The organism is Thiemannella venezuelensis (genome assembly GCF_014203605.1).
Taxonomy (GTDB): domain Bacteria; phylum Actinomycetota; class Actinomycetes; order Streptosporangiales; family Streptosporangiaceae; genus Planomonospora_A; species Planomonospora_A venezuelensis.
Map to the genome: position 1 here is coordinate 44,632 of NZ_JACHJJ010000024.1, position 20,220 is coordinate 64,851.

18 protein-coding genes are annotated in these 20,220 nt (G+C 74.4%); 7 read left to right on the plus strand and 11 right to left on the minus strand.

The annotated features are described in order from the left end of the window. Positions 1-153 precede the first annotated feature (153 nt). Entirely contained in the window at positions 154-1,788 is a 1,635-nt protein-coding gene (locus FHS22_RS28635) for a nitrilase-related carbon-nitrogen hydrolase (RefSeq protein ID WP_184946706.1), read from the minus strand. 80 nt (positions 1,789-1,868) lie between these two features. Between FHS22_RS28635 and FHS22_RS28640 the strand changes: the two genes are divergently transcribed. Beyond that, positions 1,869-2,150: a Dabb family protein gene (locus tag FHS22_RS28640; protein ID WP_184946712.1), complete on the plus strand. Its 282-nt coding sequence runs from the start codon at positions 1,869-1,871 to the stop codon at positions 2,148-2,150. Between the two features lie 7 nt (positions 2,151-2,157). Here FHS22_RS28640 and FHS22_RS28645 read toward each other — a convergent pair whose 3' ends face one another. The 5 genes from FHS22_RS28645 to FHS22_RS28665 form a co-directional block, all read right to left on the minus strand. Next, entirely contained in the window at positions 2,158-2,802 is a 645-nt protein-coding gene (locus FHS22_RS28645; RefSeq protein ID WP_184946713.1) for a PilZ domain-containing protein, read from the minus strand. A 181-nt stretch (positions 2,803-2,983) separates the two neighbouring features. Beyond that, on the minus strand, positions 2,984-4,516 hold the full coding sequence (locus tag FHS22_RS28650; protein ID WP_338047999.1) for an aldehyde dehydrogenase family protein: 1,533 nt from the start codon (positions 4,514-4,516) through the stop codon (positions 2,984-2,986). Beyond that, positions 4,513-5,694 carry an FAD-dependent oxidoreductase gene (locus tag FHS22_RS28655; protein ID WP_184946714.1) on the minus strand — a complete coding sequence of 394 codons (1,182 nt, stop codon included), beginning with the start codon at positions 5,692-5,694 and terminating at the stop codon, positions 4,513-4,515. Before FHS22_RS28655 ends, FHS22_RS28650 begins: the two co-directional genes overlap by 4 nt. A 32-nt stretch (positions 5,695-5,726) precedes the next feature. Then, positions 5,727-7,151 carry an aldehyde dehydrogenase family protein gene (locus FHS22_RS28660; protein WP_184946715.1) on the minus strand — a complete coding sequence of 475 codons (1,425 nt, stop codon included), beginning with the start codon at positions 7,149-7,151 and terminating at the stop codon, positions 5,727-5,729. Further along, positions 7,148-8,431 (minus strand): acyl-CoA dehydrogenase family protein, encoded by a 1,284-nt coding sequence (locus FHS22_RS28665; RefSeq protein WP_221474233.1) that lies wholly within the window; start codon positions 8,429-8,431, stop codon positions 7,148-7,150. Before FHS22_RS28665 ends, FHS22_RS28660 begins: the two co-directional genes overlap by 4 nt. 246 nt (positions 8,432-8,677) lie before the next feature. Between FHS22_RS28665 and FHS22_RS28670 the strand changes: the two genes are divergently transcribed. The 4 genes from FHS22_RS28670 (at position 8,678) to FHS22_RS28685 (ending at position 11,806) form a co-directional block, all read left to right on the plus strand. After that, positions 8,678-9,508, plus strand: a complete 831-nt coding sequence (locus tag FHS22_RS28670; protein ID WP_338048000.1) for an IclR family transcriptional regulator — start codon at positions 8,678-8,680, stop codon at positions 9,506-9,508. 155 nt (positions 9,509-9,663) lie between these two features. After that, a complete protein-coding gene (locus FHS22_RS28675) occupies positions 9,664-10,998 on the plus strand; it encodes a YibE/F family protein (RefSeq protein WP_221474234.1) in 1,335 nt (444 codons plus the stop codon). Positions 10,999-11,051: 53 nt separating this feature from the next. Next, positions 11,052-11,393, plus strand: a complete 342-nt coding sequence (locus FHS22_RS28680) for a cupin domain-containing protein (RefSeq protein ID WP_184946716.1) — start codon at positions 11,052-11,054, stop codon at positions 11,391-11,393. 107 nt (positions 11,394-11,500) lie between these two features. After that, the gene (locus FHS22_RS28685; protein WP_184946717.1) at positions 11,501-11,806 is read left to right on the plus strand and encodes a hypothetical protein; all 306 of its coding nucleotides are present in this window, start codon (positions 11,501-11,503) and stop codon (positions 11,804-11,806) included. Between the two features lie 42 nt (positions 11,807-11,848). Here FHS22_RS28685 and FHS22_RS28690 read toward each other — a convergent pair whose 3' ends face one another. The 4 genes from FHS22_RS28690 to FHS22_RS28705 all read right to left on the minus strand — a co-directional run bounded on the left by FHS22_RS28690 (position 11,849) and on the right by FHS22_RS28705 (position 16,212). Further along, entirely contained in the window at positions 11,849-12,322 is a 474-nt protein-coding gene (locus FHS22_RS28690) for a nucleoside deaminase (RefSeq protein WP_184946719.1), read from the minus strand. A gap of 122 nt (positions 12,323-12,444) precedes the next feature. After that, positions 12,445-14,535, minus strand: coding sequence for a GNAT family N-acetyltransferase (locus tag FHS22_RS28695; protein ID WP_184946720.1), 2,091 nt, complete (start codon positions 14,533-14,535; stop codon positions 12,445-12,447). Then, complete coding sequence (locus FHS22_RS28700; protein WP_184946722.1) at positions 14,514-15,476, minus strand: MBL fold metallo-hydrolase; 963 nt, start codon at positions 15,474-15,476, stop codon at positions 14,514-14,516. The genes FHS22_RS28695 and FHS22_RS28700 overlap by 22 nt, the downstream gene beginning before the upstream one ends. Before the next feature lie 157 nt (positions 15,477-15,633). Then, positions 15,634-16,212: a TetR/AcrR family transcriptional regulator gene (locus FHS22_RS28705; RefSeq protein WP_184946724.1), complete on the minus strand. Its 579-nt coding sequence runs from the start codon at positions 16,210-16,212 to the stop codon at positions 15,634-15,636. A 166-nt stretch (positions 16,213-16,378) separates the two neighbouring features. Here FHS22_RS28705 and FHS22_RS28710 point away from each other — a divergent pair, with 166 nt between their 5' ends. Then, positions 16,379-17,137, plus strand: coding sequence for an SDR family NAD(P)-dependent oxidoreductase (locus FHS22_RS28710; RefSeq protein ID WP_184946726.1), 759 nt, complete (start codon positions 16,379-16,381; stop codon positions 17,135-17,137). Between the two features lie 120 nt (positions 17,138-17,257). Here FHS22_RS28710 and FHS22_RS28715 read toward each other — a convergent pair whose 3' ends face one another. Next, positions 17,258-18,988 (minus strand): SpoIIE family protein phosphatase, encoded by a 1,731-nt coding sequence (locus tag FHS22_RS28715; protein WP_184946728.1) that lies wholly within the window; start codon positions 18,986-18,988, stop codon positions 17,258-17,260. 331 nt (positions 18,989-19,319) lie between these two features. On the opposite strand from FHS22_RS28715, the gene FHS22_RS28720 reads away from it, so the two are divergent. Continuing rightward, positions 19,320-20,195 (plus strand): bile acid:sodium symporter family protein, encoded by an 876-nt coding sequence (locus FHS22_RS28720; RefSeq protein ID WP_184946730.1) that lies wholly within the window; start codon positions 19,320-19,322, stop codon positions 20,193-20,195. The last annotated feature ends 25 nt before the right edge of the window (positions 20,196-20,220 follow it).

The following is a 20,220-nucleotide window of genomic DNA, read 5'->3' on the forward strand; positions in this document are numbered from 1 at the left end:
GCGGGCCCTCCGTGTCAATGGGTGCGCCTGTCAACGGGTGCGCCTGTCAACGGGTGCGCCTGTCAACGGGTGCGCCTGTCAACGGCGCGACGGCGGCGGGGTGCGGCAGCGGGGTGCGACGGTGGCGGGACGTGAGGGCGTGCGGAGAAGGCGTCACGGGGAGGCGGCGACGAGCGCGCCGGCCAGCCGCCACGGGCGCCCGTCCACCAGGTCGGTCCCGCGCGAGACCAGGCGGTTGACGGCCTCGGCCGGGCGGACCTCGGCGTGCACGACGCGCTCGCCGTTCTTCACCGGGGTGACGACCGGGTGGCTGATGCGCCCGGTGAACGGTCCCTCCCAGGCGGTCCAGAGGGTGAAGTCCGGTGAGAGGGCCAGGATCGCCCCGGCCATCCCGCCGGGCCCGTCGTGCCCGGCCGCGATCACGTTCAGCCGGTTCTCCGCCGCCCGCTCCGGCAGGCCGAGCCGGAGCTCCCACGGCTCCGAGGGCGTGAACGGCACCGCCACCACGTCGGCGTCCCGCAACGCGGCCAGCCGGAACGTCTCCGGGAACACCGCGTCGTCGCCGACCACGATCGCCAGGCGTCCCCAGGGCAGCGAGAAGACCTCCAGCCCGGCCCCCAGGTCGCCCGCCCACGGGTGCCGGGCCGAGGGGTGCAGCTGCCGCTGCCGCCCCGCCACCCCCGCGCCGTCGACGAGCACGCCCTCGTGCGCGCTCCCGGCCCGCACGCTCAGCACGGCGTGCGCCGTGCTTCCCCGCAGGGCGCGCGAGGTCTCCGCGACCGTCATCCCGCACAGCTCGGGCAGCACGATCAGCTCCGCGCCCCCGGCGGCGGCCCCGGCGACCATCCGCTCGGCCGCTTCGGGCTCGCCGCCCGGCGGCCGGACGACCGCCACCCGCAGCCGGGGCGCGCCGGGCGGGGCCGTACGGCCCGCGGGCTCGGCCGCGACGGGGGAGTAGAGCTCGGGGCGGCGGGCGGCCAGGACGTGCGTGCCGTCCGGGCGGAGTTTGCCGTCGGCCAGGCGGACGTCGATGTCGGCCACCACCACGGCCTCCCCGGTCCGCGGCGCCCTCGCCACGGTCGTCCCGTCCGGCGCGACGATCTGGCTCTCGCCCGCGCCGTGCAGCCACTCCGGCGGCACGCCGAGCCTGCCCGCGATCGCCGGCAGCTCGGCGGCGGGAAGCAGGGGGCCGACCTTGTTCGCCGCGACCACCCAGACCCGGTTCTCGGCCGCGCGGACCGGGACGTGCAGGTCCGCCTCGTCCACGGCGAACGAGTTCAGGCTGTTGAGAAGCACCTGGGCGCCTCTGAGCGCCAGGGACCGGCAGACCTCGTTGATCACGCCTTCCATGCACGCGTACATCCCCAGGCGCCCGATCGGGGTCTCGATCACCGGGGAAGCGGCGGAGCCGGGGGCGAGGTGGTCGTTCTCGGCGCCCATCAGCGTCTGCTTGTCGGACTCGCCGAGCAGGGTGCCGTCCGGTCCGTAGAGCAGGCCGGTGCCGGTGATCCGGCCGTCGTCGCGGGCGACGGTGACGCCGATCTTGACGTACGCGCCGTGCCGGGCGGCCCGCTCGGAGACCGCGCCGAGGAACGCGTCCCCGATCCGGCACGCCATCCGGCGGGCGTGGTCGCGGCCGCCGTACCAGGACAGGTGGTTGCAGAACTCGGGGAGCACGATCAGCTCGGCGCCCCGTTCCGCCGCCGCGTCGATCACGCGCAGGCAGGCGGCCAGGTTGGCGGCCGGATCCGTGCCCGCTTCCAGTTGCGCGGCGGCCACACGCACCATGGAACCCTCCGTTACTCCTAGAGAAACGTTGTTTCCAAAAGTAGACTCTCGCGAAAACGATGATCTGTCCAGGAGTCCTCATGCTGACCCATGTCGTACTGATGAAGTTCGCCGATCCGGCCGACGCGGTCACGGCCGGGCGGCTCCTGGAGGGGCTCGGCGGGACGGTCGGGCAGATCCGCTCCCTGACCGTCGGCCTGGACGTCGTCCGCTCCGAGGTCTCCTACGACCTGTGCCTGGTCACCACCCATGACTCGGTCGACGACCTGCGCGGCTACCAGAGCCACCCCGCCCACCTGGAGGCGTCCGCCTGGCTCCGCCCGCGCCTGGTGGCCCGGGCCGTCGTGGACCACGAGTCCTGAACCCGGTTCACCCGTGCTCCTCCCCGGCCCGCCGGGTACGGCGGTGCACGGGTTCCCACGCGAACAGGTACCGGCGGATCAGCTGGACGGTGGACGCCGACGGGGACCGGAACATCACCACGATGTGCTGTCCCAGCCCGTCGGGGGCCTCGCGCACGACGGTGACGGTGCCGGTCTGGCTCAGGAGCCCGTTGCTGAGCACCGCCCGGACGTGTACCTGCTCGCCCACGGCGATGTCGAAGGCCGGCGCCCAGCAGCGCAGCGCTTTCTCACTGAGGTCCAGCAACGTGCTGTCGAAGACGATGGCGGGCTGGGTGGTGTAGGTGGAGACGCGCATCCTCTCCCCGCCGCCGCCCCGCTCGTGCCGCCGCCGCCCGAGCCGGCGCACCTCGCCCAGCGGGTGCAGCCTCCAGCGCTCCGGCGGGCCGGGACTGACGCCGGCGAACCGCACCGGGATCACCATGCGCCCCTCGGCATTGATCCAGAACAGCGTCAGATGGCTGCCGGCCCGGACGGCCTCGAGATGGGCGGCGTCCGCGGGCGCGGCGATGACGATCCCCTCGTCGGTGACGGCCTCCAGCCGGGAGCGGTGCCCGGTGTCGTTGTCGATGCAGACGTAGAGGGCGCTTCTCAGCGGGGGGAGCGGTTTCACAGGGACTCCATCGGCAGGAGGGCCGCCGACCTGACGGGACCAAAGCCCCGGACGGCCAAAGCCCCGGACGGCCAAAGCCCCGGACGGCCAAAGCTCTGGACGGCCAAAGCTCTGGACGGTCGGAGCCTCGGACGGCCGGAGTCCCGGGCGGCGGCCCGCCCCGCCGGTCTCCGGCGTCCCCTCAGCCGGGATAGGCCCCGGCGGGCATGCCGGGGCCGCCGGGGCGGAAAGCCGCCGGGGCGTGGACCACGGCGCTCTGCACGTACTCCAGCAGGCCCTCGTCGGCGTACTCCCGCCCGTACCCGCTCTGCTTGGTCCCGCCGAACGGGGCGCGCAGCGACATGCCCGTGCGGTTGTGGGTGTTGACGAAGGTGAAGCCCGCCTCCAGCCGCGCGGCGAAGGCGAAGGCCCGCTCCTCGTCCGCCGACCAGACCGAGGCGCCCAGACCGAGCTCGCAGGCGTTGGCGCGGGCCAGGGCCTCGTCCTCGTCGTCGTAGGGCAGCAGCGGCACGAGCGGACCGAACTGCTCCCCGGCCACCAGCGGAGCGTCGTCGGCCAGGCCGAGCACGAGGCGCGGAGCCACGAAATAGCCGCTGTGCGCATATTCATCGCGTCCGTACTCATCGTGTCCGTATCCGCCGTGCCCATATCCGCTGTCTCCGCCACGCCCGGAGACGATCGCGGCGGCCGGGTCCCGGGTACGGCGGGCGGCCCAGGTCCCCAGCGGGACGGCCGTGCCGCCGCGCCGGACGGAGTCCTCGGCGAGCGCCTCCAGGCGCCGCGCGGCCTCGGCGGAGACGACCGGGCCCATGGTGACGCCGGGATCGAGCGGGTCGCCGGTGACCAGGACGCGGCGGGCGGCGGCGACGTAGGCGTCGACGAAGTCGCCGGCCCGGTGCCGGGGGACGTACAGCCGCTTGGCGGCCATGCACACCTGGCCGGAGGTGGCGAACGACGCCATGACGAGGCGCTCGAAGTCGGCCTCCGTGAGCGCGAAGTCCGGAAGGAAGACCGCCGGGTCGTTGCCGCCCAGCTCCAGCAGCACCGGTTTGCCGCCGCGGCCCGCCGCCGCGGCGATCTCCCGCCCCGCCGCCGCCCCGCCGGTGAAGGCGACCTTGCGGACCAGGGGGTGGCCGACCAGTTCCCGGACGGTCTCCGGCCCGCCGTGGACGACGGACGTGCCGGGGAACAGCCCGGCCGCCTCGGTGACCGCGAGGGGGGCCAGCGGAGAGGGCTTCAGCACCACCGTGTTGCCCGCCGCCAGCGCCGGGCCCAGCTTCAGCACCGCGAGGATGACCGGCGCGTTCCACGGCGTGACCGCCGCGACCACCCCGTACGGCGCGCGCCGCACCGCCAGCCGTCCCGCCCCGTCGTCCACCTCCCGTGAGGCGAGGACGCCGGGGGCCCGCTCGCACAGCCACCTCAGGTAGGAGACCGCGAAGCCGATCTCCCCCCGGCAGTCGCCCACGGGCTTGCCCGACTCCCGGGCCAGCAGCACCGCCAGCGCGTCCTTGCGGGCGGCGAGCGCGTCGGCCGAGGCGGCCAGCGCGGCCAGGCGGCCGGCCGGCGGCAGACGCGACCACTCCAGGAACGCCTCGCCGGCCCGCCGCACGACGGAGTCCACCTCCGCGGGATCCGTCACGCGGACCGCCCCCACGATCTCGTCCGGCCGGGCCGGGTTCTCCCGCTCGATCAGCCCGGCGGCCGCGCTCACGCCGGGCCTCCGGGCCGGAAGGCGGAGATCATCGAGGAGCGGAGCAGGTGCGCCCGCGCCGCCGCCGGATCGGCCGCCAGCGCCCGCAGCTCCCCGTCGCGGGAGCCGCCGGAGCGGATCCTCTCCCAGTTGGCGTGGCTGGCCCGCTGGACGTGGTCGAGCGCGACCGCGCGCCGGCGGGCGGCCGCCGCCTCCAGCCGGGCCGGCCGCCCGCCGTACGGCGCGGAGCCGGTCAGGACGTCGGCGAGCGCCGTGCCCATCTCGACGGCGTCGTGGATGCCGCTGTTCATGCCCATGCCGCCGAGCGGGTTGTTGACGTGGGCGGCGTCTCCGGCCAGCAGCACGCGGCCCAGCAGGAAACGGGCGGCCACCCGCTGGTGGACCCGGTAGATCGAGGCGTGGGCCACCTTCCAGTCCCGCCCCGGGTCCGCGACGCCCCGCAGCCGGGAGGGCAGGCGGCCGAGCTCGGCGGCGTCGGAGGTGCCGGAGGGGGTGGGCAGCAGCACCCGCCAGTGGTCGGGGGTGCGCAGCAGCACCAGCCACTCGACCGGGTCGGACACGTAGGCGACCGGGCCCAGACCCGGCAGCAGCTCCGCCAGATCCTCGCCGGTGGAGGCGACGAGGAACCGCTCGGGATAGGTGATGCCCTCGAACGGCACGCCCAGCGCCCGCCGTACCGCCGAGTGCGCGCCGTCGGCGCCGACCAGCCAGCCGCCGCGCACCTCGCCGCGCGAGGTCTCCACGACCACGCCGCCCGCCCGGGCGGCGACCCCGGTCACCCGGTGCCCGAAGCGCACCTCGGCCAGGCCCGCCAGCTCCCCCAGCAGGACGGGGGTCAGCTTGCTCTGCTCGCACTGCACCCGGAAGGGGTAGGGCGTGTCACCGGCCAGCACGCCCAGGTCCAGCTCGGCGAGCACCCGGCCGGCCCGGTCCCGGTACTGGAAGGTCCGCGTGACCAGGCCGCGCTCCAGCAGGGCCTCCAGCACGCCCAGGTCGTGGAGCATCTCCAGCGTCGGAGGGTGGAACGTGGAGGCGCGCGACTCCGACGACAGCTCCTCGCCGGCCTCCAGCACGGTCACCGCCACCCCGCGCCTGGCCAGCACCAGCGCGGCCGTCAGCCCCACGGGACCGGCCCCCGCCACGACGACCCCGGCGGCCTGCCCTGCGGCTCCGGTCATGACCGCGTCTCCTCCCCGCGCCCCGGAGGCGCTCAGCCGCCGGAGTGCAGGGCGAAACCGCCCTCCACCCCGACGACCCGCGCACCGGTGAAGAACCTCAGCGTCTCCGCCGTGCCCTCCTCGCCGAGCCCGGACAGGCCCCAGGCCGGGCGCGGGGTCATCAGGTGCAGGCTCATGACCGAAGACCCGTTCACCTTGACCTCCCCCGCACGGATCCGCCGCGCGACCGCCAGCGCCGCCTCCTCGTCCGCGCCGCACACGTAGCCCTCCAGCCCGTACGGCACCGCGTTGGCCAGCCGGACCGCCTCCTCGACGTCGTCGTAGGCGACCACCCCGGCGACCGGGCCGAAGACCTCGTGCTCCAGATCCCCCGCGACCAGGGTGGGGGCGAGGAAGTTGCCCCTGCCCGGCATCGAGCCGTAGGAGGCCGAGGGCAGTCCCGCGACGGCCCCGCGGACCCGGTCGCGGTGGACGGAGTGCACGAGCGGGCCGAAGTCGGTGGCCTCCTCCAGCGGCGGGCCGGCGACGAGGGCGGCCAGGCGCTCGCCCACGGCTCCGAGGAGCTCGCGCTCCATCGCGCGGGGCACGACCAGGCGGCCCAGGGCGCGGCACCACTGCCCGTTGAGCGTGGTGAGCAGCTCGGCGGCCATCCGCGCGGCGGTGTCCACCGGGGCGTCCGGCAGGACCACCAGCGGGTTGCTGCCGCCGAGCTCCAGTTGGACGGGGCGCATCAGGGGCGCGCTCGCGGCCGCGACGAACCGCCCCGCGGGCAGGCCGCCGGTGAAGGAGACCGCCCGGATCCGGGGGTCGCCCACCAGCCGGGCCCCGGTCTCCGGGCCGCCGTGCACGAACTGGAAGAAGCCCTCGGGCACGTGCTCGGCGACCACCTCGGCGAGCAGTTGCGAGCCGTACGGGGCGAACTCGCTCACCTTGAGGATCACCGGGCAGCCCGCGGCCAGCGCGTTGGCCACCTTGTGCGCCGCCATCGGGGCCGGGGCGTTCCACGGCACCAGGCACAGCGCCGGGCCGAGCGGCAGCCGGTGGACCTCCACCCGCCGGCCGTCCTCGCGCACGGCCGAGCCGAGCAGCGCCCCCGAGCGCAGCTGCCCGGCGGCCAGCCGGAAGGATCCGCCGACGATCGCGCCGAGCGGCGCGGCCTGCCGGATCGGCACGCCCGTCGCGCAGGCCTCCAGCGCCGTGATCTCCGGGAGCCGCCGGTCGAGGGCGTCGGCGATCGCGTCGAGGGTCTCGGGCCCGACGGCGGGAGAGGAGGACGCGGCCTCCCGCGCCGCGGCCTCCGCGGCGCCGAGCGCCCGCTCGATCCGCTCCGGACGGCTCGCCCGCGCCCGGCCCACCGGCTCACCGGTGGCCGGGTCCTCCAGGTCGAAGCCGAGGTCCTCGTGTGCCGGGCTCCAGGTCCCGGCGACCAGGTCGCGTGGTTCCGGCAGGTCGATCACGAGTCCTCCCGGGAGGGGCGGGCGGGTGCCGTGGCGAACAGCTCGTTCTCCTTGGCGGAGGTGACGATCTGCGCGGCCTCCAGCCTGCCGCGCTCGGCCGGGAAGGTCATCACCAGGCCCATCGCCAGGTCCCGCAGGGCGCGGCCGACGACGCCGCCCATCATCGCGCCCGAGGTGCCGCCCGCCTTGAAGGCGCCCAGGGCCACCTGGAAACACGCCTCGGTGACCGACCCCTTGCCCAGGCGCCACTGCTTGAACACCTCCTGCTTGGGACGCCGGGGAGGATCTCCGGTCTCCAGGTCCAGCTGGTGGCGGAGCCACAGGTAGGCCGTCTCCAGTTGCTGGGTCATCTCGCCGATGAGCTGCTGGTGCACGGGGGAGGAGGCGATCGGGCGGCCGGTGTCGGCGAAGGTCCTGCGGGTGGTCGCCTCGATCGTGTGGTCGTAGACGTTCTGCGCGCATCCGGCGTAGACCGCGGCGATCGCGAGCTGGTTGCCCACGAAGCTGCCCCTGCTCATCCGGAGCATCCGGGTGAAGGCCCCGGGGACGGTGAGCGCCTCGTCGTCCGGGACGAAGACCCCGGCGAGCCGGATGCCGTTGTTGGCGGTGGCGCGCATGCCCAGGCCGTCCCAGGCGTCGCGCACGCTCACCCCGGCGGCGTCGCGCGGGACGAAGAAGGTGGCCAGCCCCTCGGCGGTGTCGTAACCGTCGAGTCTGGCGGTGGTCAGGTAGTGGTCGGCCACGCCGGTGGCGCAGCCGAACGACTTCTCGCCGTCCAGGACCCAGCCGCCCTCCGCCCTGCGGGCCGTGGTGGCGATGGTGATGTTGGCGGTGGAGCTCTTCACCGACTCGGAGGCGAAGTTGGCCAGCCAGGCCCCGTCCGCCATCCGGGTGAGCACCTTCTCGGCGAACGCCCGGACGGGCGGGATCTCCTCCTCGCCGAACAGCCCGGCGTCGATCGCCTCCAGCGGCAGCAGCCCGCGGGAGGCACTGGTGTTGTGGAAGAAGTAGGCCAGCGCGGTGGAGGGGCAGGCGGTGCCCATCGCGTAGGTGGCGGCGGCCAGGTCGCGCAGCGTGCCTCCGAGGCCGCCGTACTTCTCGGGCACCACGAGGCCGAGCAGCCCGGCCTCGCGCAGCAGGCCCACGTGCCCGGCGGGGAAGGCGGCGAGCAGGTCGGCCTCCCCGGCCGCCTCCCGCAGCGCGGGCAGCACGGTCTCGACCCGGGCGGCGCGCTCGCGCTCGGCATCGGTCATGTCCTCGACGAGACGTTCGCCGATCATGGGACGACCCCCTGACTCATGGAAGAACCGTCTTGATCACGACAGGGCGCCCACCGGGCCGGCACGTCGCGCAGGAAATCCGCATCCACTCCGACCACCGTTTCACTGTTGGAAACGTTGTAACGCAGACGGTAACGATTGGAGTCCGGGCATGTCAACGCCGATGGGAAACGCGCACCCTCGGGTTTCCAAGGGGGCGCGACGGGGTGTTTCCCATCGGGAAATCCTTCGCCCTACACTGGCGTCGTGCCAGCCGACGAGCCCGAGAACCAGAGCCGGTCGATCGCCGCGGTGGAGCGGGCGATGGACGTGCTGCTCCTGTTCGGCCGCAGCGATCGCCCCGACCTGGGTGTGACCGAGATCGCGGCCGAGCTGGGCCTGACCAAGGCCGCCGTGCACCGCATCCTCACCGCGCTGCGCAACCGCGAGCTCATCGCCGCGGACCCGGTGACCCGCAGATACACCCTCGGCCACGCCGCGATCGCCCTCGGCCGGGCCTACCTGGCCCGCACCGACCTGCGGGCGATGGCCGGCCCCGAGCTGCGCCGCCTGGCCGCGCGGACGGGGGAGACGGCGACGCTGTCGATCCGGCGCGGCGACACCCGCCTCTACGCCGACCAGGTGGTGCCCGAGCAGGAGCTGCGGATGGAGGTGACGCTCGGCATCCCGTACGCACTGCACGCCGGGAGCTCCTCCAAGGTCGTCCTCGCCTTCCTCCGCGAGGAGGAGATCGACGGATACCTCGCCCGGCACCGACTGGAACCCATCACCGAGACGACGATCACCGACCCGGAGAAGCTCCGCGCCGAGCTGGCCGGGATCCGCGCCCGGGGGTACGCGGTCTCGCTCGGCGAGCGCCAGGTCGGCGCGGCCTCGGTCGCCGCCCCCGTCTTCGACCGCGACCGCCACGTGGTCGCCGCCGTCGGCGTCTGCGGCCCCATCACCCGCTTCGAGCCCCGCGTGGACGACTGCGTCCCGCTCCTGCTCGACGTCACCGCCCGGCTCTCCGCCCGGCTGGGCTACCCCGGTCAGAGCACCGCTCCCGGCTCGGGCTCGACGGCCGCCGGGTGTCCCTGACGACACGCAGGCATGAGTTAAATTGATGCGTCACGGGTGCGGTCGGCCGCGGCACCCCCCGGCGGGCGCACGGTGACGGTTGCCCGGACCGCCCGCAGCCGGCGACCGTACGGCATCGCCATCCCGCCCCTACCCGCCTCAGGAGAGCCTCGCCCATGGGCGCCAACCACTCCCACGGCCCGCATCGCCCCGCACCGGCCGGCTCGCGGGCGACGGTGGGGGCGATCCTCGCCGTGATCGTCCCGCTGGCGGTCGCCACCGTGGCGGCGCTGGTCTGGTTGTGGCCGGCCGAGCCCGCCTCCACCGCCCAGCAGCCGACGCTGCAGCGGGTGAACGGGACCGTCCTGTCCATCACCCTCACCCCCTGCCCGGAGGAACCGCCCCTCGAAGGCGCGCCGCAGAGCGCGCCGGCGCCGCCGGACCCGGCCACCTGCGGCGAGGCCCGCGTCGAACTGACCGGCGGTCCGCAGTCCGGTGAGCGCGTCACCGCCCCGCTGCCCAGCGGTCCGGGCGCGCAGCGCTTCGCCGCCGGCGATGACGTGGTGCTCATCCACACCCCCGACAGCGAGCTGGAGGTGCCGCCGTACCAGATCTCCGACCACGACCGGTCCTCGCCGTTGTGGCTGGCCGGCGCCGCGTTCGCGCTGGCGGTGATCTCTTTCGGCCGCTGGCGCGGGGTGATGGCGCTGATCGGGCTGGCCGTCACCTTCGTGCTGCTGCTGGCCTTCGTCATCCCGGCGATCCTGGCCGGGGAGCCGCCGCTGCTGGTGGCCGTCGTCGGCGCAGCGGCGATCATGCTGACCGTGCTGTACCTCACCCACGGCTTCACCGTCACCACCTCGGTGGCGATCGTGGGAACCGTGGCCAGCCTGACCCTGACCGGCGCGCTGGCCTACGGCGCGATCGGCATGGTGCAGCTGAGCGGCATCACCGACGAGAGCTCCTTCTACCTGGACACCAGCTACCGCATCAACACCGAAGGGCTGCTGCTGGCGAGCATCATCATCGGCTCGCTCGGCGTGCTGGACGACGTCACCGTCACCCAGGCCGCCACCGTCGCCGAGCTGGCCCACGCCAACCCCGGCTACGGTTTCGCCCGGCTGTACCGGGCCGCGGCCCGGGTCGGCCGCTCCCACATCGCCTCGGTGATCAATACGATCGTGCTGGCCTACGCGGGCGCGTCGCTTCCGCTGCTGCTGCTGATCAGCGTCGGTGAGCAGCCTCTGGGCGAGGTGCTGACCAACCCGGTGCTCGCCCAGGAGATCGTCCGCAGCGTGGTGGGCACCCTCGGCCTGATCGCGGCCGTGCCGATCACGACCGCGCTGGCCGCGCTGGCCGGCACCCGCAGCACCGGCCCCGACCACGGTGGTGACCACGGTGGCGACCACAACGGTGGCCACGGCCCCGACCACGGTGGCGGCCCCGGGGACCCGCCGCGCCGGGCGCGCCACCGGCGGGCGCCGCAGACGCTGCCCGATCCCGTCGTCTGAAACACCGCGGCCGGGGTCCCAGGCCGGTGCGGCCTGCCGGTAGGGTCGCCGCCATGCAGATCATCAAAGGCGCGGGGGAGTGGGCGCGTCCGGCAGCCGGAGCCGCCAACGATTGGGTTGAACACCTCAGTGTGCCCGACATGTCCGTCGGGACGTACTGCATCCCGGCGGGCGGGACCGACGACCAGAGCCCGCACACCGAGGACGAGATCTACGTGGTGACCGCGGGCCGGGCCCGGATCGCCACGGCGAGCGGTGAGGCGGAGGTCGGCCCCGGTGCGGTGATCTTCGTTCCTGCGGGTGAGGAGCACCGCTTCGTGGACGTCACCGAGGATCTGGCGCTGCTGGTGGTGTTCGGCCCGGCCTACGGCTCGCGGGCGGACTCCCGGGTCTGACCCGCCCCCGCCCTCGCCCCCCGGCCGGTCGCCGATCGCCCGGTGCGGGCCCGGACACGGGAGGCGCCGGTGCATTCTGGAAGAACGCGACCACGAGGAGACCCGAGATGACCCGCCCTCCCGGCACGCAGCCCGCGCCGCGGCGCACCCCCCTCAGCGCGGACGAGAAGGCCCGGGGCGAGGCGAACTTCGCCCCCCTCGTCGCGGAGCAGCTCGCCGCCCACGGGCGGTTCAGGGTGAGCGCCGACACCCCGGAGACGGTGGAACTGTTCCAGGCGGTCGCCCGCAGGGTGGGAGACATGCTCGGGCGGCCCGTGGTCAGCTACGCCAACGGCAGGTACATGGTGATCGCCTTCGGCCAGGAGGAGCCCGCCGGGCTCACCGGCCGGGGCGGCCTCCCCGCGCCGGGGTGACCGGCGGGCGCCGTCCACGGAGCCGGACGCCCCGGTGACGTCTCAGCCCCGGTGGAACCGGCGGTGCAGTTCGCGGACCTCCCCGGCCAGCTCGTCGGCGGGCCCCTCCACCACCACGCCGGGAGCGACCGCGTTGACCGGCAGGGTCTCCACCGGCGGCGGGGGCACGCCGAGCTCCGCCAGCCAGGCGGACAACTGCCGCGAGGACGCGGCGTAGACGATGCGGCCCAGTCCCACCCAGGCGTGCGCCGCCGCGCACATCGGGCAGTGCTCGCCCGAGGTGTAGACGGTCGCGGCCGCCCGATCCCCGGGCGCCAGGTGCGCCGCCGCCCACCTGGCCAGCTCGAACTCGGGGTGCCGGGTACCGTCACCGGACGCCACCTCGTTGTGCCCTTCGGCCAGGACCGTCCCGTCCGCCGACACCAGGACGGAGCCGAACGGCTCGTCGCCCTTCTCCAGCGCCACCGCGGCCAGTTCCACGCATCGCCGCAGGAACCGCAGGTCTGATTCGTCCACGCCTCGCCTCCGGCACGAGAGGATCCGTCATCCGACGATACCGATCAGGCACCTGACCGCCGCCACCGGTGCTCCGCCGGCCCGACCGCCGCCCGCCGCTCCGGTACGCCCGGGCCGGTGGCTCATCGTGTCCTGCGGTAGCGGGTCATCGGGCCGAGCAGGCCGGGCACCGTCGCGAACGGGGTCATGCCGAGCCGGGTGACGACCGCGGCCGACGCGGCGTTGCCCTCGTCGACCTCGGCCAGCACCTCGGGCAGTCCGAGCGTGTCCAGGGCGTACTCGACCACGGCGCGGGCGGCCTCGGTGGCGTACCCCCTGCCCCACGCGCCGGGGTCCAGGCTGTAGACGACCTCGAGCCCGAGATCGTCCAGGGGGCGCAGTCCCGCCGTGCCGGCCAGGCCGGACCCGTCCGCCTCGCGGATCAGCCACAGGCCGTACCCGGCCCTGGCGAAGTCCCGGACGCTGCCCTCGATGGCCGCGGTGATCTGTTCCGGGGCCGGCGCCACCCCGTCGAACAGGAACCGCCGCACCTGCGGGGCGGCCCAGTGGGCCAGCAGTTCGCCGTGGTCGTGCACGGTCACCGGACGCAGGATCAGGCGCTCCGTCGCCAGGACATGGTTCATGATCGGCAGACTACCGTCCGGCCCGCCGGACCGACCGGAGCGGGAAGAGGGGACGCGGGGGTCTCCCGCGGCACGCCGGAGTGCCTCGCGCAGGGCCGTACCGGAGAAGGCGGGCAGCACCGCGGCCAGGTGGCCGTCCGGCCGGACCAGGTGCACACTGTCACCGCCGGCGTGCAGCGCGCGGACCACCACGCCGTCGGCGTCGATGTCGGCCAGGGCGTGCACCGTGACGGGCACGCCGCCCGCGCAGGCCGTACGGGCGGCCTCGACGCGATCGGCGCGGGCGGTGAGCACCGTGAACCCGGAGCCGAACAGCCGCCGCAGCCGTGTCGCCCGGCCCGCCGCGGTCACCGGGCCGTCGGGGCAGAGCACCCCCGGCAGCGGCGGGCGCGCCGCACCCGGCCCGGCCGGTACGGGCCCGCCGCCGGTGGTCAGCGGCGAATCCACATACCAGTACGGCTCGGCCAGTCTGCCGGAGTCGATCTGCGCACGGGCGGCGGGATCGCTCACCGCCCGGGTGAGCACCGAGCGCCGCCGCTCCCGCCGGGCCTCGTCCTGCGGCACCAGGAACGCCATGGTGTCACCGGTGACCTTCAGGTTCTCCAGGGCGGCGGCCCGCCGTTCCGTCTCGTAGCTGTCCAGCAGGACATCGCCGCCGAGGGCCAGTTTCCAGGCCAGGTTCTCGGCGTCCTGGATGCCGGAGTTGAGGCCGCGCGCGCCGAACGGCGCGTACAGGTGGGCGGCGTCCCCGGCGAGGAAGATCCGGTCGCGCCGGAAGGCGGAGGCCACCCGCTCGTGGAAGCGGTACAGCGTCCGCCAGACGATCTCGTACGGCCGGTCGCCGGTGATCCGGCGCACCATGGCGTCGACGTCGGCGGTGGCCGGGTCGAAGGCGGGCGGCACCTGCCAGTCGATCCGCCAGACCGAGTCCGGGCACTGGTGGACCAGCACCTGGCGGCCGGGGTTCCACGGCGGGTCGAAGTGGAACCGGCGCTCGCTGGGGAAGGGCAGATCGGCCCTGACGTCGCAGATCAGGAACAGGTCGTCGAAGGAGCGGCCGGGGAAGCCGATCCCGGCCAGCCTGCGGACCGCGCTGCGGGCGCCGTCCGCGCCGACCAGGTGGGCGCCCGGCACGCTCACCCGGCCGGTAGCCGTGGCGGCGTCCGCCTCGATCCCGCCGGCGTCCTGGCGGCAGCCGATGACCCGGTGGCCGAAGCGCAGGTCGACCAGCGGCTCGTGCGCCGCCTTCGCCAGCAGCAGCTCCTCGACGCGGGCCTGGGAGATGTTGATCCACGGCGGCAGGACGCCCCTGCCCGGGTCGGGGAAGGTGACGGCGAACAGCTCGTGCTCGCGGTAGTAGGTGCGGCCGGTGGTCCAGGTGACGCCCTCGGCGACGATCTGCTCGGCGCAGCCGACGCGGTCGAGGACGTCCAGGACGTCGCGCTGGAAGCAGATGGCCCGGGAACCGGTGGCGTCCCGGTACGGCTGCGCCTCCAGCACCGTGCTGGGCACCCGCCACCGGGCCAGCAGCAGGGCCAGTACCAGGCCGACCGGCCCGGCCCCGGCGATCACGACTGGAGCGCGTTCCATACCTGGCGGTCCCTCTCGGCGGTCCAGATCACCGGGCGCTCGACGCCCGACAGCTCGTCCCACAGCCGCGAGACGTTGAACGGCATGCAGTGCTCGAAGATCGGCCAGCGGCCGTAGCGGGGCTCCAGCGCGGCGTGCGCCGCAGCGAACGCCTCCTTGAGCGTCCCTCCGGCCTCATGGACCCGGCCGACCCGATCCAGCATGGTGGTCAGGAAGCCGCGGGTCTGCCCGATGGCGGCCTCCACCGCGTCCCGGCCGCGCGCGACGGCGCCGCGCCCGCCGACGACCGCCTCCGCTCCCAGGGCCTCCACCCGGTCGAGGGTGCCCGTGGCCCACTGGCGGTGGAAGGCGTCGCCGGTGTAGAGGGCGGCCTGCGACTCGACCAGGTCCCCGGCGAACAGGATCCTCTGCTCGGGCAGCCAGGCGACGATGTCGCCCTCGGTGTGGCCTCGCCCGCAGTGGGCCAGGACCAGCTCGCCCCGGCTCCCGCCCAGGTCGATGGTGAGCCGGTCGGAGAACGTCACGGTCGGCCGGGTCAGGCCGGGGATCGAGCCGGGCTCCCTGAACAGCCGGGGCATGCGCCCGAGCTCGGAGGCCCAGTCCTGCATGCCGCGTTCGGCGATGAGCTCGCGGGTGCCCTCGTGCGCGACGATCGACTCGGCGCCGAAGGCGGAGGCGCCCAGCGTGCGTACCGCGTGGTAGTGCGACAGGACCAGGTAGCGGACCGGCTTGCCGGTGTGCTCGCGCAGCCGGGCCAGCCAGGCGCGGGCGGCGACCGGGGTGGCCAGGGCCTCGAAGCAGACCAGGAAGTCCTCGCCCTCGACCGCGCCGACGTTGGGGTCGCCCTCGGCGGTCAGGGCGTACACCCCGTCGGCGAGCACCTCCAGGGTCTGCTCCTTGTCCGCCAGGTCGGCGGAGGAGGCGAACGGCTTGGCGGTCATGGGCGACCTCCTCGTGTGTCGCGATCCGGATCCCGCCGGTCCGGGCCGGCGTCGCGTCCCGTCCGGTGACGTACCCGTTCCGGCCCGGTGTCCCGCCTCCGGGCCGCGAACCGTCCGCGACACGGGATGACCAGGCGCCGATGCCGGCGTGGGACGGTCAGGCGCCGATGCCGGCGCGGAGCAGCCTCCACGCCAGTCCGGCGGTCTCGCGCCGGGCGGCGGCCGGTTTCTTGGCCAGGATTCCGGCGACCATGCCGATGGCCAGCATCAGGTCCCCGGCGGTGACGTCCGCACGGATGCGGCCGGCCTGCCGGGCCTGGGCGAGCAGGCCGTCCAGCAGCTCGGTCACGCGGTCGCCGACGCGCAGGATGCGCGGGTCGGCCGGGAACGCGCTCACCATGTCGACGAACGCCGTCGAGGCGATCATCTGCTCGGTCATCAGCGCCAGCATGTCGTCGAGGGTGGTGCCGGGCTCGGCCGCCAGGGACTCAAGTTCCTTGACGCCGTCTTCGAACACGGCCAGCGCGAGGCTGACGCGGTCGGGGAAGTGGCGGTAGAGACTGCCCTGGCCGACCCGGGCCGCGCGGGTGATCGAGGTGAGCGGCGCCTCGTATCCGTCGCTGGCGAAGACCTCGCGAGCCGCCGCTATCAGCGCAGCCCGGTTCTCCGCCGCCGCGCTCGGGCCCCTGTTGGCACGGCGGACATCGCGGCGTGCATCTCGACGGGGATCTGGCATAGCGGCTACGGTAGCAACCGGACGACATTGTCCGGTTAGGGTCGCGGTCCTTCCTCCGCCAGGGGCGGAGCCCGCTCTCATGACCGGACGTAATTGTCCGGTTATTGGAATGCCGCCGACGTCGCCCGACCACCCGGCATCCGTTCCGATCGGAAGGAACGCACACATGACCAGCTCCACCTTCGACCACCGCATCGTGTTGATCACCGGAGCGGGTTCCGGGATCGGCCGGGCGATGGCCATCGCGTTCGCCAAGGCGGGCGCCCGCGTGGTGGCGTGCGACATCGACCCCGCAGGCGCCGAGCGCACCGCCGCCGACATCGGCGAGGCCGCCGTCGCCGTGGCCGCCGACATCTCCGACGAGGCCTCGGTGGCCGCGATGACCGAGACGGCGATCGGCGCGTACGGCCGCATCGACGTGCTGTGCAACAACGCCGGGATCATGGACACCATGGCGCTGCCCGCCGACATCACGGTCCAGCAGTGGGAGCGGGTACTGCGGGTCAACCTGACCGGCACCTTCCTGGTCACCCACGCCGTGCTGCCGCACATGCTGCGCCAGGGCGGCGGCGCGATCGTCAACACCGCCTCCGAGGCCGGCATCCGCGGCGGCGCGGCCGGGGCCGCCTACACCGCCTCCAAGCACGGCGTCGTCGGCCTGACCAAGAGCGTCGCCTGGGCCTACGCCAAGGACGGCATCCGCTGCAACGCCATCCTGCCCGGCCCCACCCTGACGGGCATCGTCGAGTCCGCCGCCTCCTTCGACCCGGTCGGCAGCGCCCGGCTCGCCCCGGTCATCGCGCTCGGGGAGCGACTGGCCCAGCCGGAGCAGATGGCCGACGCCGCCCTCTTCCTCGCCTCCGACGCCGCCTCCTTCGTCAACGGCGCCATCGTCCCGGTGGACGGCGGCTGGTCGGCGGCCTGACGGCGCTCCGCACGGACCGGACCGAAGGCCGGCACGATGACGGAGCAGTGGGACGGCGTCGTCGACGCGGCGCTGCCTCCCCGGCTCGCCCGCCCCCGTCGCGACGGTGCGCCCGGCGGGTCACGCGCCTTCACCGGGGCCGGGCAGGCGCAGGGCGAGCAGGGCGATGTCGTCGGTGCCGCCGGTCGGCATGCGTTCCACGATCTGGTCGCAGACCTCGTCCACCGGGTGGCGGGCCAGGGCGGCCGCGTGGCGGCGCAGCCGGTTCATGCCGGCCTCCAGATCCGCACCGGGGGCTTCGATCAGGCCGTCGGTGTACAGCAGCAGGGTGCTGCGGGCGGGCAGCGGCTCGACGGCGTCGTGGCGGGGTTCCTCCTGCAGGCGGGCCCCCATCAGCAGATTCTGGCTCGCCTCCAGGTAACGGGCGTGACCGTCCTCGGTGATCAGCAGCGGTGGCGGATGCCCGGCGCTGGTCCAGTGCAGCTGCCACGGGCCGCCTTCGGGACCCTCGACGCGGGCCAGGATCATGGTGGCCATCGGGATGTCGGTGATCGCGGACATCGCCTTGTCCAGGCGGTCGACGACGAGACTCGGAGGTTCCCGGCGGTCCCACATCAAGGAACGCGTCATGTTGCGCAGCTGGGCCATGTCGGCCGCCGCCTTGAGATCGTGCCCGGCCACGTCGCCGATGACCAGCGCGGTGACGCCGTCGGGCAGCAGGAAGGCGTCGTACCAGTCGCCGCCGACCTGGGAGCCCTCCGGGGCCGGTTGGTAGCGGGCGCTCATGCGCAGGTGGTTCACCTGCGGCAGCGGGGCCAGCAGGTGGCGCTGCATGGTCCGGGCCACGTCGCGCTGCTGGCCGAACAGGCGGGCGTTGTCGACGGCCAGCCCGGCGCGCCGTCCGATGTCGGCGATCAAGGTCAGGTCGGCGGCGTCGAAGGGCCGGGCCGGGTCGGCGCGGGCCACGGTCAGGGCGCCCAGCACCTGGCGGGCGGTGCGCAGCGGCGCGACGATCGCCGAGGCGGCGCCGAAGGCGGCGAACAGCTCACCGTGGGCGGCGGCCAGCGGCGCGTCGGCCGGGGCGGCCAGTTCGTCGGGGCCGAGCAGCAGGGCCTCGCCGCCGCGCAGCACGCGGGCCAGGGGCGCGCGGGACGCCTCGGTGACCGGCGGTAGCGGACCCTGCCAGACCAGGTCGCTCCGGTGGTCGGAGGGAGGGGCCACCGTGATCCGGCGCACGTCCTGCGGGCCGGTGTACAGATCGACGGCCGCCCAGTCGGCCAGCCGGGGCACGATGAGCCGGCCCAGCCGGGCCAGTGCCTCATCCACGTCCAGCGTCTGGGTGAGCACGGTCGTGATCTCCGTGATGGCCGTCAACCGCCCGGTGAGGGCCTCCAGCGCGGTCAGCTGGTCGGCCTGGCGCCTGGCGGCCGCCAGGCGCTGCGTGGCGTCGATGAACAGCACCGCCGTACCGCGGATCTGCCCTTCCTGGCGGATCGGCGAGGCCGACCAGGCGACCGGCAGCAGGCGGCCGCTGCCGTCGAGGAACATGGCGGACTCGCCGCGGGCGGCGTGGCCGTGCTCCAGTACGGCCAGCAGTTCGCACCCCGGACGGGGGATCGTCCCGCCGCCGGCGTCCCGGTGCAGCAGGTCGTGGGCGTCGGCTCCCAGCAGCCCCGCCGCCGGCCGGCCCAGCAGCGTGACGGCCTGGGCGTTGACCGCGGTGACGACTCCCGCGCGGTCGGTGAGGTACAGGCCCGCGCCCAGGTCGGTGAAGACCGCCCGCAGCAGCGCGTCGTCGGGCAGTACACCGTCGTTCCCGGCTCCATCCGCGATGGCGGCCCCGTCAGTCATCGCGGACGTACCTTCCCCTTCCTCGCCGTTGCCTCCGATCCTCGGTACAGACCGGGCGGACACGGGGAGGCACGCCGGACTTGGAGCAGGCAGCGTCCGCAGCTGACCAGATCATGGGGATGGCGGCCACCTGCGACCGGGGGCCGGGGGCCGGGGCCGGGGAAGGGGGGAAGAGGGAAGGGGAGGGGGGAGGAGCGACGGAACCGCTCCGGCATCCCCGGGGAACCGGAAGCCGACTGCATCGGATCGGCAACAGAGCGGCGGTGGGCTATGGACAGGCGGACTCCGGACGGAGATTCTGTCGGTCACCCCCCAGCGGTAAGGATCGTTCGTGGACTCTGTTCTGACCAGTGTCTTTCTGCCCGCCGCCCTCGCCGTCATCATGTTCGGACTCGGTCTGGGACTCACCGTCGCGGACTTCCGCCGCGTCGTCGTCTACCCGAAGGCCGCCTTCCTCGCCCTCCTCTGCCAGATCGTCGTGCTGCCGCTGGTCTGCTTCGGGCTCGTGCTCGCCTTCGGCCTGGCGCCCGGCCTCGCCGTCGGCATGATGCTGCTGGCGGCCTCGCCCGGCGGCACGAGCGCCAACCTCTACAGCCACCTGTTCGGCGGCGACGTCGCGCTCAACGTGACCCTGACCGCGATCAACTCGGTCCTCGCCGTCTTCACGCTGCCGCTGGTCACCAACCTGGCCATCTCCCGCTTCCAGGGCGGGAGCGGCCAGGTCGGCCTGCAGTTCGACAAGACCGCGCAGGTCTTCCTGATCGTCCTGATCCCCGTCGCGATCGGGATGGCGGCCAGGGCGAGGTTCACCGCCTTCGCCGCCCGGGCGGAGAAGCCCGTCAAGATCCTGTCCGCGGTGATCCTGCTGGCCGTGATCGTCGGGGCGATCGTCAAGGAGGCCGCCGACCTCGGCGGGTACATCGCCTCGGTCGGCCTGATCACCCTGGTGTTCAGCGTGCTCAGCCTCACCGTCGGCTACTGGGTGCCGCGCCTGGCCGGGGTGGGCCCCCGCCAGGCCGTCGCCTCCTGCATGGAGATCGGCATCCACAACAGCACCCTGGCCATCACCGTGGCCATCAGCCTGCTGGGCAGTGCCGAGACCGCCGTCCCGGCGGCCGTGTACGGCGTGCTGATGTTCTTCACCGCGGCCGCCGCCGGAGTGCTCCTGCGGCGGCGCGCGGCCCAGGAGGCCGAAGTCCCGGTCTGACCGGTACCGGGCCGCCGGCCGGCCC